Annotated in this window: 9 protein-coding genes; 5 read left to right on the forward strand and 4 right to left on the reverse strand. The window is 56.1% G+C overall.

Going from position 1 to position 12,752, the window contains the following annotated elements; translation table 11 throughout:
- Positions 1-8: 8 nt before the first annotated feature.
- Positions 9-143 carry a 50S ribosomal protein L34 gene (gene rpmH, locus AC13DD_RS19550; protein WP_008172542.1) on the reverse strand — a complete coding sequence of 45 codons (135 nt, stop codon included), beginning with the start codon at positions 141-143 and terminating at the stop codon, positions 9-11.
- Between the two features lie 657 nt (positions 144-800).
- Between rpmH and dnaA the strand changes: the two genes are divergently transcribed.
- From dnaA to gyrB, 5 genes are all read left to right on the forward strand, one after another.
- The gene (gene dnaA, locus AC13DD_RS19555; protein WP_228743933.1) at positions 801-2,243 is read left to right on the forward strand and encodes a chromosomal replication initiator protein DnaA; all 1,443 of its coding nucleotides are present in this window, start codon (positions 801-803) and stop codon (positions 2,241-2,243) included.
- 55 nt (positions 2,244-2,298) lie between these two features.
- Entirely contained in the window at positions 2,299-3,402 is a 1,104-nt protein-coding gene (gene dnaN / locus AC13DD_RS19560) for a DNA polymerase III subunit beta (protein WP_008172539.1), read from the forward strand.
- Positions 3,403-3,417: 15 nt separating this feature from the next.
- Positions 3,418-4,689: an ABC1 kinase family protein gene (locus AC13DD_RS19565; protein ID WP_421866669.1), complete on the forward strand. Its 1,272-nt coding sequence runs from the start codon at positions 3,418-3,420 to the stop codon at positions 4,687-4,689.
- A gap of 128 nt (positions 4,690-4,817) precedes the next feature.
- Positions 4,818-5,945: a DNA replication/repair protein RecF gene (recF, locus tag AC13DD_RS19570; protein WP_482931624.1), complete on the forward strand. Its 1,128-nt coding sequence runs from the start codon at positions 4,818-4,820 to the stop codon at positions 5,943-5,945.
- A gap of 55 nt (positions 5,946-6,000) precedes the next feature.
- The gene (gene gyrB, locus AC13DD_RS19575) at positions 6,001-8,415 is read left to right on the forward strand and encodes a DNA topoisomerase (ATP-hydrolyzing) subunit B (RefSeq protein ID WP_062783697.1); all 2,415 of its coding nucleotides are present in this window, start codon (positions 6,001-6,003) and stop codon (positions 8,413-8,415) included.
- 102 nt (positions 8,416-8,517) lie between these two features.
- On the opposite strand, the gene AC13DD_RS19580 is transcribed toward gyrB, so the two are convergent.
- The 3 genes from AC13DD_RS19580 to AC13DD_RS19590 all read right to left on the reverse strand — a co-directional run bounded on the left by AC13DD_RS19580 (position 8,518) and on the right by AC13DD_RS19590 (position 12,585).
- Complete coding sequence (locus AC13DD_RS19580) at positions 8,518-9,282, reverse strand: VC0807 family protein (protein WP_008176596.1); 765 nt, start codon at positions 9,280-9,282, stop codon at positions 8,518-8,520.
- Positions 9,283-9,487: 205 nt separating this feature from the next.
- Complete coding sequence (gabT, locus tag AC13DD_RS19585) at positions 9,488-10,765, reverse strand: 4-aminobutyrate--2-oxoglutarate transaminase (RefSeq protein WP_014578841.1); 1,278 nt, start codon at positions 10,763-10,765, stop codon at positions 9,488-9,490.
- Between the two features lie 89 nt (positions 10,766-10,854).
- Positions 10,855-12,585 carry an ABC transporter transmembrane domain-containing protein gene (locus AC13DD_RS19590; protein WP_482931677.1) on the reverse strand — a complete coding sequence of 577 codons (1,731 nt, stop codon included), beginning with the start codon at positions 12,583-12,585 and terminating at the stop codon, positions 10,855-10,857.
- Positions 12,586-12,752: the final 167 nt, after the last annotated feature.

The raw sequence follows: 12,752 nt of genomic DNA on the forward strand, positions 1-12,752 counted from the left end.
ATCAGAGCTTACGCGGACAGACGTGCGCGGCCCTTGGCACGACGACGGGAAATAACCTTGCGACCGTTGGCAGTGGCCATACGGGCACGGAAACCGTGAACGCGCTTACGCTTCAGGACGCTTGGTTGAAACGTTCTTTTCATGGTGATGATCTCACAATTCGTAAGTTGGAAATTCAGTAACTGGCTGGAAAATGAACAGCCAAAACAGGAGCGGCATTCTATGCAAATACCGGGGGGAATTCAATGCTTATTGCTAGGGGGTTGTGCGCATGCCCGAAATTCGGAATCAGGCAGGTCAGCTAATAAATTCAGTAAGTCTTTTTAGAATTCTTTTAAGAATTAATTATTACTGTTATTAGTACCGCAGGTTTCTGTGGATAAGCGAAGAAAAGATCAGAAAAACAGTTCGTTGGGCGGTTTATAAGGGTATTGATAAGGCGCCCTGAGATCTGTGGACGATGGCAGGGTGAAATGTGGGTAAGTCGTTTTCGAAGCGAGGTTCAAAGTTATCCCCGGTTGCATCCCGTGGTTCCTAACAGGGTTAAACCCGGGCTGTACACACAGGGCTGTGGGTAACTTTCATTGCAGGAATTTTCTGTACACAAGGTTGTAGGTAAGTTCGTAAAAAATTGAAATATAAAGAAATAAATTTCCACAGGCTGTTCATGAACTGGCTTTAGCCCTTTCACTGGAGGGCCGGTCGGGTTAGAATTCGGGGTCATCTCACAGGACAGGAAGTCCCTTGTCCGTTCAGAGACATTTCAGGGTTATCGGGAGCAGGCTGTCGTGCCAAACAGTATGTGGCATCAATGTCTTGAAGTACTCCGGGACGAGTTTCCCGCACAACAGTTCAATACCTGGCTCAGGCCCCTGCAGTCCGATCACCGGGAGGGGCAGCTCATGCTCTTCGCCCCAAACCGTTTTGTCATGGATTGGGTAAACGAAAAGTACCTGCGACGTATCGAAGAGGTGCTCAAGGATCTGAACGGTGGGCAGGCGCCCCGGGTCAATATGAAAGTGGGTTCCGCACCCCGTGAAGGCGAACCGGTCAAACGGTCGGAAGTACCTGCCCGCGTTAACGGTCAGGTTCAGGAAGAGGCCGGCAGCCGGGTAACCGAAGAAGAAAAAGGGGTGGCCGCCACCGTTGCATCCACACCATCGGTGCGCCCGAAGAGTGACACCCAGCGGCGTCCGGTTCAGGTTGAAGGTGACATCAAACACCAGAGCTTCCTCAACGAGGGGTTCACCTTCGAAACCTTCGTGGAAGGCAAATCCAACCAGCTGGCCCGTGCCGCATCCATGCAGGTGGCCGAGAATCCGGGTGGAGCCTACAACCCTCTGTTTTTGTACGGCGGGGTTGGTCTTGGTAAAACACACCTGATGCATGCGATCGGCAACGAAATTGTCCGTCGTAACCCCAAGGCGAAGGTGGCCTATCTCCGTTCGGAGCGTTTTGTTGCCGATATGGTGAAGGCATTGCAGCTTAACGCCATCAACGAGTTCAAGCGCTATTACCGTTCAGTGGACGCGCTGTTGATTGATGATATCCAGTTCTTCGCCCGCAAGGAGCGTTCCCAGGAAGAGTTCTTCCATACCTTTAATGCGTTGTTGGAAGGCGGGCAGCAGGTAATCGTTACCTGCGATCGGTTTCCGAAAGAAATTGTGGATATGGAAGAGCGACTCAAATCGCGGTTTGGCTGGGGCCTGACGGTGATGGTAGAGCCGCCGGAACTGGAAACGCGGGTTGCCATTCTGATGAAAAAGGCCGATCAGGCCAATGTTAAGCTCAGCAGCGAAGCGGCCTTTTTTATTGCCCAGAAGATTCGTTCAAACGTTCGGGAGCTCGAAGGCGCGCTTCGGCTGGTGATAGCGAATGCTCACTTCACCGGCTCTGAAATCACTCCGCCGTTTATCCGGGAGAGCCTGAAAGACCTGTTGGCGCTGCACGAGAAACAGGTGAGCATCGACAACATTCAGCGCACGGTGGCGGAATATTACAAGATCAAGGTGGCCGATCTGCTATCCAAGCGCCGGACTCGAACGGTGACCCGGCCAAGGCAGGTCGCCATGGCGTTGTCGAAGGAGCTGACCAATCACAGCTTGCCGGAGATTGGTGATGCCTTTGGCGGGCGTGACCACACCACCGTATTGCATGCGTGCAAGAAAATCGTGGAGTTGCAGGAGACTGATCCGGGCATCCGCGAGGATTATCAGAATTTTATGAGACTGCTGACCACCTGATGCCGGGCGTTGGCGAACAACATTCACCCTTCCAACATAAAGAAAGCTGAGTGCCATGAAACTGACGATCAGCCGTGAATCCCTGCTTACCCCGCTGCAAAGCATTGCTGGCGTGGTGGAAAAGAAACAGACCATGCCCGTGCTCTCCAACGTCTTGCTGGTGGCCGAGGACAATACCCTGACCCTGACCGGTACCAATATGGAAGTGGAACTGGTGGCGCGGGTAACACCGGTGCATGTAGATCAGCCCGGCCGGATTACCGTTCCGGCCCGCAAGCTGTCGGATATCTCCCGGGCCCTGGGGGACGAGGCGCCGATGGAGCTGTCGCTTGAAGGCGATCGGTTGCACCTGCGGTGTGGCGCCAGCCACTTTACCCTGTCGACCCTGCCGGCGGAGCACTTTCCGAACGTGGAAGACGAAGACGAGAGCTTCCGTCTGGAATTACCCCAGAAAGAACTCGGCCGGATGCTCGATGCCACGGCGTTCGCCATGGCTCAGCAGGACGTGCGCTATTACCTGAACGGACTGTTGCTGGAAGTGGACAAGGACCATGTGCGGACGGTAGCTACCGACGGCCATCGATTGGCCATGGCACATCTGGAACTGGCCACCAATTGCCCGGAGCTGCGTCAGGTTATTGTTCCGCGCAAAGGGGTACTGGAACTGGCCCGGTTGCTCGATGATGTGGAAACACCGGTGACCCTGGTTATTGGCGATAACCACCTGCGAGCGACGGTGGGGTCTTATACCTTCACCTCGAAACTGATTGAAGGCAAATTCCCCGACTACAATCGCGTGATTCCGCGCGGGGGCGACAAGATCGTCCTGGCGGACCGCGCCACCTTGAAGAACACCCTGCAACGGGCGGGCATCCTGTCCCATGAGAACATCCGCGGCGTGCGCCTGAACCTGGCATCCAATGAACTCCAGGTATTTGCCAACAACCCGGATCAAGAACAGGCCGAAGATGCGCTGCCCGTGGACTATCAGGGCGAATCCCTGCAAATCGGTTTTAATGTAGGCTATCTGGTGGATGTCATGAACGCGCTGGATGAGGACCAGGTAAAAATAACCCTGTCGAATCCGAACAGCAGTGCGTTGATAGAGGCGCAAAACGATAACCGTTGCCTCTATGTTGTCATGCCCATGAGGCTGTAGGAGGAGATGAGATTGATGAGTACCGTAACGAATGGAATCAAAGGCGCCTTCAGGATTGGCCAGACTGTGTCGGTACTCGGGCGCACCGGGATCAACTGGCTTCGGGGGGATCGCCCTCCAACGCCGCGCTTGCTGAGGCAGACGTTTGAATCCCTCGGTGCAACCTACATCAAACTGGGACAGTTCATTGCCAGCTCCCCGACGTTTTTCCCTAAGGAGTATGTCGAGGAGTTCCAGCACTGCCTGGACAGAACACCCAACCTGCCCTTTGGTGTGATCAAGAGAATTATCCGGGAAGAGCTTGGTCGGCCCCTGGAGGAAGTCTATTCGGAAATCGATCCGGTGGCCCTGGCGTCGGCATCGATTGCCCAGGTTCACGCCGCGCGTCTGGTCTCCGGTGAAGAAGTGGTGATCAAGGTTCAGAAGCCGGGTGTGGAAAACATTCTCTTAACCGATCTGAACTTCCTGTACCTGTCTGCCCGTATTCTGGAAACCCTGGCGCCAAAACTGTCCTGGACGTCGATGTCCGGCATCGTCGAGGAAATCCAGCGGACCATGATGGAAGAGTGCGATTTCATCAAGGAAGCGAACAACCTGAAGGTGTTCCGGGAGTTTCTGCACGATACCCATAATGAAGATGCGGCAGTACCGAGGGTGTTCGAACACTGCAGCACCCGGCGGATCCTGACCATGGAGCGGTTCCACGGTGTGTCCCTGACCGATCTGGAAAGTATCCGCGGTTACGCCCGTGATCCGGAGCGTACCCTGATCACGGCCATGAACACCTGGTTTTCCAGTCTGACCCAATGTGAGTTTTTCCACGCGGATGTGCACGCCGGCAACCTGATGGTTCTCAAGGACGGTCGGGTTGGTTTTATCGACTTCGGAATTGTTGGTCGTATCAAGCCGGATACCTGGCAGGCGGTGAGTGATTTTATTTCAGCCGTTATGGTTGGGAATTTCGAGGGAATGGCCGACGCGATGATCCGCATCGGTATTACCCGCCAGACGGTTCGGGTAGATGATCTGGCCAGCGATTTGAGACGGCTCTACCAGCAGATGGACCGAATGGTGCCCGACGAGGTTCCCTATGAGGCGGAGCAGGCAGAAGACGATGTTAATCATATCCTGATGGATATGGTTAAGATCGGCGAAAGCCATGGCCTGCATTTTCCAAGGGAATTCGCTTTGCTACTGAAACAGTTCCTGTATTTCGATCGCTATGTTCACATCCTTGCACCAGAAATGGATGTGTTCATGGACGAACGGTTGAACATGCTCCACTGAGGCTGTCGCCTTGAGCGATTGGCTTTTGTACACTAGGGCAGCGTTACCGACGGGAGGGTAACGCTGCCTTTTTCGTTAAAGGGTTTTGTGTTGTTTCCTGCCATCGTCCCCTTCGAGTCTGCTTTTCTATGGCGCTTGTAAAATTCCAGACTGAGAACTTCCGCAACCTGTCGTCGGCGCCGGTCAGCTTTTCATCGTCGTTTAATCTGCTTTACGGAGAAAATGGAAGCGGCAAAACAAGTGTGCTGGAAGCCATCGGTTATCTGGGATTGGGCCGTTCGTTTCGGGTGAACAGACACCAGGCAGTGGTGAGTCATGGCGAACAACGGCTGACGGTGTTTGGTGGTCTCGATCATGGGTTGGACTCACGCAGGCATGGCAGCGAGACCGATCTGGTGCATCGCCTGGGAATATCCCGGGATTTGGGTCAGAAGGAAACGATGTTACGGGTGGATGGTGAGGCGGTCAGGAGTCTTTCTGCCCTCGCCAAGCATCTGCCGGTATCGGTGATCGATCCTGGTGTTTTTGATGTGGTGGCAGGTGGACCCGGGAAGCGGCGTCAGTTTCTGGACTGGTTGGTGTTCCACGTGGAACCTTCCTTTGGATCTCTCTGGCAACAATGCCAGAGAGTGACATCACAGCGGAATCAAACGCTAAGAAATGGTAGACTAGACGAAGCTTTGTTGCGTGTCTGGGATCATCAGTACGCTACCCTGAGTGAGCGCATTACTGAGGCCCGTGCCGGCACCTTTGGCCGGTTCAAGTTGGCTTTTGAAAAGCTGGTTCGGGAAGTAGAGGTACCCTGGACCGAAGGTCTGAAGCTCGAGTATTACCCGGGCTGGGATGTCAGTCGGCCGCTGGCAGAATTACTGGTAGACCATCGGGATCAGGAGCGAAAAGTCGGGCACACATTGTATGGTCCGAATCGCGCAGACATCCGGTTGAAGTTTCAGGGCAGGCCTGTTGCCGAAACGTTCTCCCGGGGCCAGCAGAAAACCCTGGTGATTTTGATGAAGATTGCCCAAGGCATGGTGTTGAGTGCCATGGGCAAGCAGGTGACCTTTTTGCTCGACGATATTAACGCCGAGTTGGATGAGGGCCATCGCGCCATGCTGGCTATCAGGTTACAGGCATTACGTTGTCAGGTGTTTATCACGTCGATTGAGCGTCCTATGGTGGATCAGCTCTGGCCCGAGGGTAATGCACCGGATTACAGATTGTTCCACGTGGAACATGGCAAATTGACGGAAGAATAAGACCGGTGCGAAGAGCAAAGAATGCTCCGGCCTATCACGCTTCAGGAGTTTCCGAATGAGTGAATCGAACTATAATTCCTCCAGTATCAAAGTCTTGAAAGGGCTGGATGCGGTGCGAAAGCGGCCAGGCATGTACATCGGGGATACCGATGATGGCACTGGCCTGCACCACATGGTTTTTGAATTGGTGGATAACTCCATCGACGAAGCGCTTGCGGGCTACTGCTCAGAGATTGGTGTGATTATCCACCCGGACGAATCGGTAACCGTGAAAGACAACGGACGTGGCATCCCGGTGGACCTCCACGAAGAGGAAGGCGTTTCGGCTGCGGAAGTTATCATGACCGTGCTGCACGCCGGCGGTAAGTTCGACGATAACTCCTACAAGGTGTCCGGCGGTCTTCACGGCGTGGGCGTCTCGGTCGTGAACGCATTGTCCTCTACCCTCACCCTGACCATTCGTAGAGACAACAAGGTTTACGAGCAGACCTACACCCACGGTGTTCCCAATGCACCTCTGGCAGCCGTCGGCGAGACCGACGCATCGGGTACCAAGGTGCATTTCATTCCCTCGCCGGAAACCTTTACCCACATTGAATTCCATTACGACATTCTCGCCAAGCGTCTGCGTGAGCTCGCGTTCCTGAACAGTGGCGTGCGCATTCGTCTGACCGACGAGCGCTCTGGCAAGGAAGAAGTCTTCGAGTACGAAGGTGGCTTGCGCGCTTTTGTCGAGCATCTGAATTCCAGCAAGACCCCGATCAACCGCGTTTTCCATTTTAATCGCGAGCGCGAAGACGGTATCGCGGTGGAAGTCTCCATGCAGTGGAACGATGCTTTTCAGGAGAACATCTACTGCTTTACCAACAACATCCCCCAGCGCGATGGCGGCACACACCTGGCCGGCTTCCGGGCGGCCCTGACCCGTTCCCTCAATAACTATATCGAGCAGGAAGGTCTGGGGAAGAAGGCGAAAGTTGCGACCTCCGGTGACGATGCCCGGGAAGGCCTGACTGCCATCATCAGCGTCAAGGTTCCGGACCCGAAGTTCTCCTCACAGACCAAGGACAAGCTGGTCTCCTCCGAGGTGAAGACCGCGGTTGAGCAGGAGCTGTACCAGAGTTTTGCGGAGTACCTGCAGGAGCAGCCGAACGAAGCCAAACTCATCGTCAACAAAATGCTGGAAGCCGCCAGGGCTCGTGAAGCCGCTCGAAAGGCGCGTGACATGACTCGCCGCAAAGGCGCCCTGGATATCGCCGGTCTGCCCGGCAAACTGGCCGACTGCCAGGAGAAGGACCCCGCCCTTTCCGAACTTTACATTGTGGAGGGTGACTCGGCCGGTGGTAGCGCCAAACAGGGCCGTGACCGCAAGACCCAGGCAATCCTTCCGCTGAAAGGTAAGATCCTGAACGTGGAAAAAGCCCGCTTTGACAAGATGCTGTCCTCTGCAGAAGTGGGCACCCTGATCACGGCTCTGGGCTGTGGTATCGGCCGGGAAGAATTCAATCCCGATAAACTGCGTTACCACTCCATTATCATCATGACCGACGCGGACGTGGACGGTTCTCACATCCGGACACTGCTGCTGACCTTCCTGTTCCGTCAGATGCGCGAAATCATCGAGCGTGGCCATGTCTTTATCGCCATGCCGCCGCTTTACAAGGTCAAGCGTGGCAAGCAGGAGCAGTACCTGAAGGACGAGAAGGCCAAGGAAGCTTACCTCACCCAGACCGCTCTGGAAGGTGCCCAGCTCTATGTGAACCCGGAAGCCCCGGCGATCAAGGATTCCGCTCTGGAAACCATGGTCAAGGACTACCAGGCGGTCATGAACATGATTGGGCGACTGTCCCGGGCCTACCCGGCCAAGGTGCTGGAGCAGATGCTCCAGAACGTCACGCTCAAGCCTGAGCATCTGAAGGAAGAAGCTTCCGTGGCTCGCTGGGTTGCGCGTCTTGGTGATGGCCTGGACCTGGATACCCGCACCGGTACCAAATACACCTTCTCGGTCACCAAGGATACCGAGCGGGCGCTGTACCTGCCGAAGGTAACCATCTACGTGCATGGCATTCCCTACGAGCATGTATTCAGCCATGAGTTCTTTGAATCATCCTCGTACGCAGCGATCGCCCGCATGGGTGAAACTCTGGATGGCCTCATTGAAGACGGCGCCTATATCCAACGTGGCGAGCGTAAGCAGCCGGTGCTGTCGTTCGAAGGTGCCCTGGACTGGTTGATGAAAGAGGCCCAGCGCGGTCTGAATATCCAGCGCTATAAGGGTCTTGGCGAGATGAATCCGGAGCAGTTGTGGGAAACCACCATGGATCCGGAGACCCGCCGCATGATGAAAGTGACGATCGAAGACGCCATTGCGGCAGACCAGATCTTCACAACCCTGATGGGCGACGATGTCGAACCGCGTCGTAACTTCATTCAGACCAATGCCCTGGAAGTGACCAACCTGGACGTCTGATCACAACCGTCCAAAAGGCACAAAAAAAGCGGCGAAGGCTTCAAACCTTCGCCGCTTTTTTTGTTTTCGATCCCGTGCGGCAACAACGATCCACCGGAGGTTTTATTTACCGGTGCTCGATTCCGACGATTCGTTTCGCTCCCTCTCTTTCTCCGCCAGATGCGGTGCCATCACCTCTTCCAGCGTGTACCCGGTCAGCCGGCGGATGGTGCGCCAGAGATAATAAAAGATCAGCATCATCATAATCATGGAAGGAATGGCGATCATGGGATAGCTCACCAGGGTCATCCGACCAAGCTCCTCATTGAACGCCTCGGTACCGGACGGGCTGACCACGATCCATTTAGCAATCACGTAGTTCATGATGGATGAAAACAGGAAGGTGCCCGCAAAGAAGTAACTCGCCTTGAGCAGGCGGGCCTCGAATTCCTCAACCCGATTGTGTTCTTCAAGGGTCTTATGGATCTTATCGACATCCAGAACACTTGGGTTATACAGAAGGGTGCGTACCAGAGGGTACTTGGTTCGTGTGGAAGCCAGTACCGCCAGACCTATAATCGCGGGAATCGCGGCTTCCTTGATGGCTAACCAACCCGCATCCAGCTCAAGCAGGCCAATGCCGCCTGTCAGCCCGACACTGACCAGACCGAGTACCGCAATGAAGTTTTTCTTGCGGTACTTGATCAGTTCGAACAAACCCCAACCCAGTGGAAACGCCAGGCCGATGACCAGTGCGTTCACGCTGCCCAGATGTTCTTCGCCACTGAACTTCATCAGGATAACGGATGGAATGATAATACTGACCAGCAAGTCGACCCAGGGCCTTGGCTTGTGGTCCGGAACGTTGGCGGAGCTCGGAGACGTCATGTTCTAGCCTGATTGGTGAAACTGGAGCAGGCCGGAAGGCACTGCCGGAGTAGTCTGGGCAGTATACGATGAATACAAGTGTGGACGTAACCGCCGTCACCGCACACAGAAGCGGCGGTCTGGCTGAATAGACGCTTTCCAAACGGGCATAAAAAAGCCGGGCTTATGCCCGGCTTTTCTGTTTCCTCTTGAACGTCAGCGCCGATCAGGCACCCACTTCCTTGAGGCTTTCTTCCACAATCGCCAGTCCTTCTTCCAGCACCTCGTCTTCGATGGTGACCGGCATCAGGAACCGCAAGGTGTTGCCGTACATACCACAGCTCAGGAGAATCAGACCCTTCTCCTTCGCCTTCTTGGTTACCGCCGCTGCCAGTTCCGGCTTCGGCGTACGGCTTTCCTTGCTTTCCACCAGCTCAAACGCAGCCATGGGACCAAGATTGCGCACATTGTCGACGTGGGCAAACTGTTCCTGCCACTGGCTGAAGCGCTGCTTCAGTTTTTCGCCCAGCGCCTGGGACTTGCCGAGGATGTCCTCTTCCTTGAACACGTCGAATACTGCCAGGGCTGCCGCACAGGCGGTCGGGCTGCCCGTGTAGGTGCCGCCCAGAGAGTTCGGGCCGGAGGCGTCCATATACTTGTCGGTACCGACGATGGCGGAAATCGGCATGCCATCAGCCATACTCTTGGCCATGGTCATCAGATCCGGCTCAACGCCACTGTGCTCGATGGCAAACATCTTGCCGGTCCGGCCAAAGCCGCTCTGCACTTCGTCTGCGATCATCAGGATATCGTTCTCGTCGCAGATCTTGCGGATTTCCTTGAGGAAGCTGGTCGGAGCCGCGTAGAAGCCGCCCTCACCCAGCACCGGCTCGATAACGATCGCTGCGGTGTTGTGGGCCGGGGAATCGGCTTTCATGGCCATTTTCAGGCCACGCAGTGCTTCATCTTCACTGACGCCATGGTACGGAACCGGATAAGGCGCGCGATAAACGGTGCCGGGCATGGGGCCGAAATCCGTCTGGTACGGCGCTGCCTTACCGTTCATGGCCATGGTGTAGAAGGTCCGGCCGTGATAACCACCGTCGAAGCAGATGACGTTGGTCTTGCCAGTCGCTGCACGGGCGATCTTCATGGCGTTTTCCAGGGCCTCGGCACCGGAGTTGGCCAGCATTACCTTGGCGTGGCCACGCACAGGAACCACACCGCTGAGCTTCTCCGCCAGTTTCACGTAGCCCTCATAGGGCATAACCGTCTGGCAGGTATGCATCAGCTTGTCCAGCTGTGCCTTGACCGCTTCCACCACCTTCGGGTGGCGATGGCCGATGTTCAGTACGCCGATGCCGCCGGCGAAATCGATCATGCGCTTGCCGTCTGCATCCCACAGCTCTGCATTCGTTGCATGGTCGGCAAACTGTTCATTGGGACTTGCCGCGCCCGCCGCAACGTAGCGTTCTTTGAGTGCCTGCAATTCTTTATTGCTCACTTTGCCATTCTCCCTGGGTTCAGGTTCGAAAGTTTCACCTAACAGTGTAAGTAGTACGGTCACAGGAAACAAACCGACTATTGTCGCCCTCAGGCCGCATCGTCCCGAAATTGCAGTTTTGCCAGCCGCTGATAGAGGGCGTTATGGCGCTTCAGCTCATCGTGGCTGCCCACTGCCAGCAGGCGTCCCTGGTCCAGTACCGCAATACGGTCAGCGTCCCGCACTGTTGCCAGACGATGGGCAATCACCAGGGTGGTACGCTCCGCGGTCAGCGCCGGCATCGCTTGCTGGATCAGGTTTTCACTTTCCGCATCCAGGGCACTGGTGGCTTCGTCCAGCAACAGGATCGGGGCATCGGCAAGCAGGGCGCGGGCAATGGCAAGACGCTGCTTCTGGCCACCGGAGAGGCCCAGGCCGGCATCTCCAAGCCGGGTTTCGTAGCCTTTCGGCAGAGCCTGGATAAAATCATGGGCATGGGCGATCTTCGCGGCCTGCTCGACGTCCTGTTGGCTGGCGTCGGGGCGTGCGTATCGGATGTTGTCGGCCACGGTGCCGTGGAACAGGGCGGGATTCTGGGGTACCAGGGAAAAACACCGGCGCAGGGCCTCGAGAGACAGCTCGGCGGTGTCCATGCCATCAATGAGAATGCTGCCCTCCGTCGGCTGGTAGAAGTGCAGCAGCAGATCAAACAGGGTGGATTTTCCGGCGCCGGACGGGCCCACCAGGGCCAGGGTCTCGCCAGCGTTTACCGTCAGCGTGAGATCTGTCAGCGCGGGGTGCTCCAGACGTCCCGGGTAATGAAAGCTCAGGTGGTCAATCCGGATCTCACCCTGAACGGGCTCCGGAAGGCTTCGGGTGGTCTCTTTACGCTCAAACGCCGGCTCGGTCTGCAGCAGCTCGAACAGCCGTGCCGCCGACCCGGCCGCCCTTTGCAACTCGCCAATCACCTCGCTGATGGCACCGGCAGCAACGCCCACCAGCAGGCTGTAAAACACGAAGGCCGCCAGTTCGCCGGGGCTGATCCGGCCGTTAATCACATCCAGCCCCCCTATCCAGATAACAATCCCGACGGCGCCCATCACCAGGGAAATAGCCAGCGTGGTCAGCCAGGCCCGCTGCCGGATACGCTGCCGGGCTATGTCGAAGGCCCGTTCCGACACCTCGGAAAAATACCGACGGTCGTGGGGCTGATGGTTAAAGGCCTGCACGGTCTTGATCTGGGTAAGGTTCTCGCCCACATAACTGCCAACATCGGCCACCCGGTCCTGGCTGAGCCGGGACAGCGCGCGAACTCTCCGGCCAAAGAACAGGATGGGGGCAATCACCAGTGGAAAGCCCAGTAGAATGATACTCGCCAGCTTGGCGTTGGTAATGAACAGCAGCAGCAACCCGCCGACCAGCATCAGGGCGTTACGCAGGGCAATGGATACGGTCGAGCCAATCACCGATTGAAGCACGGTGGTATCGGCAGTAAACCGAGACTGGAGCTCGAGGGCCCGGTTCTGCTCGAAAAAGCCCGGATGAAGATCAATCAGGTGGTTGAAGACTTTTTTGCGGATATCCGCCACCACCCGCTCGCCGATCCAGGACACGAGATAGAACCGGGCAAACGAGCCAAATGCGAGCCCCAATACCAGGATGAAAAACAACCCGATGGCCCTGGCCAGGTTCTCCGGCGACTCGGTAGCTAATCCCTGATCCACCAGGATACGTAAACCCTGCCCTAACCCGAGCGTAATTCCGGCCGTAAAAATCAGCGCCACCAGGGCACCGGCAACAGCCCGGCGATAGGGGCTGATAAAGTCGATGACCAGTTTCAGGGCTTTGCGGTGACGAGTGTTAATGATGTGCCTCCTGGATACGGGGTGCTGTAGACTCCGCTAACAATACGGTTTGTACTCCATACAAGACCTATCATACAGCTACGCAAGAGCGTGCGGGTGGAGCGGCTTGCCAGGACCGTCGAAAGCCAGGGATGGCTTTCGCC

The organism is Marinobacter sp. L-13 (assembly GCF_056857715.1).

What these genes read in the sequence shown, in the direction of transcription:
- AC13DD_RS19580 (WP_008176596.1), bottom strand. Translation starts at nt 9,282, where the DNA reads ATGACGTCTCCGAGCTCCGCCAACGTTCCGGACCACAAGCCAAGGCCC.
- dnaN (WP_008172539.1), top strand. Translation starts at nt 2,299, where the DNA reads ATGAAACTGACGATCAGCCGTGAATCCCTGCTTACCCCGCTGCAAAGC.
- gyrB (WP_062783697.1), top strand. Translation starts at nt 6,001, where the DNA reads ATGAGTGAATCGAACTATAATTCCTCCAGTATCAAAGTCTTGAAAGGG.
- AC13DD_RS19565 (WP_421866669.1), top strand. Translation starts at nt 3,418, where the DNA reads ATGAGTACCGTAACGAATGGAATCAAAGGCGCCTTCAGGATTGGCCAG.
- recF (WP_482931624.1), top strand. Translation starts at nt 4,818, where the DNA reads ATGGCGCTTGTAAAATTCCAGACTGAGAACTTCCGCAACCTGTCGTCG.
- dnaA (WP_228743933.1), top strand. Translation starts at nt 801, where the DNA reads ATGTGGCATCAATGTCTTGAAGTACTCCGGGACGAGTTTCCCGCACAA.
- rpmH (WP_008172542.1), bottom strand. Translation starts at nt 143, where the DNA reads ATGAAAAGAACGTTTCAACCAAGCGTCCTGAAGCGTAAGCGCGTTCAC.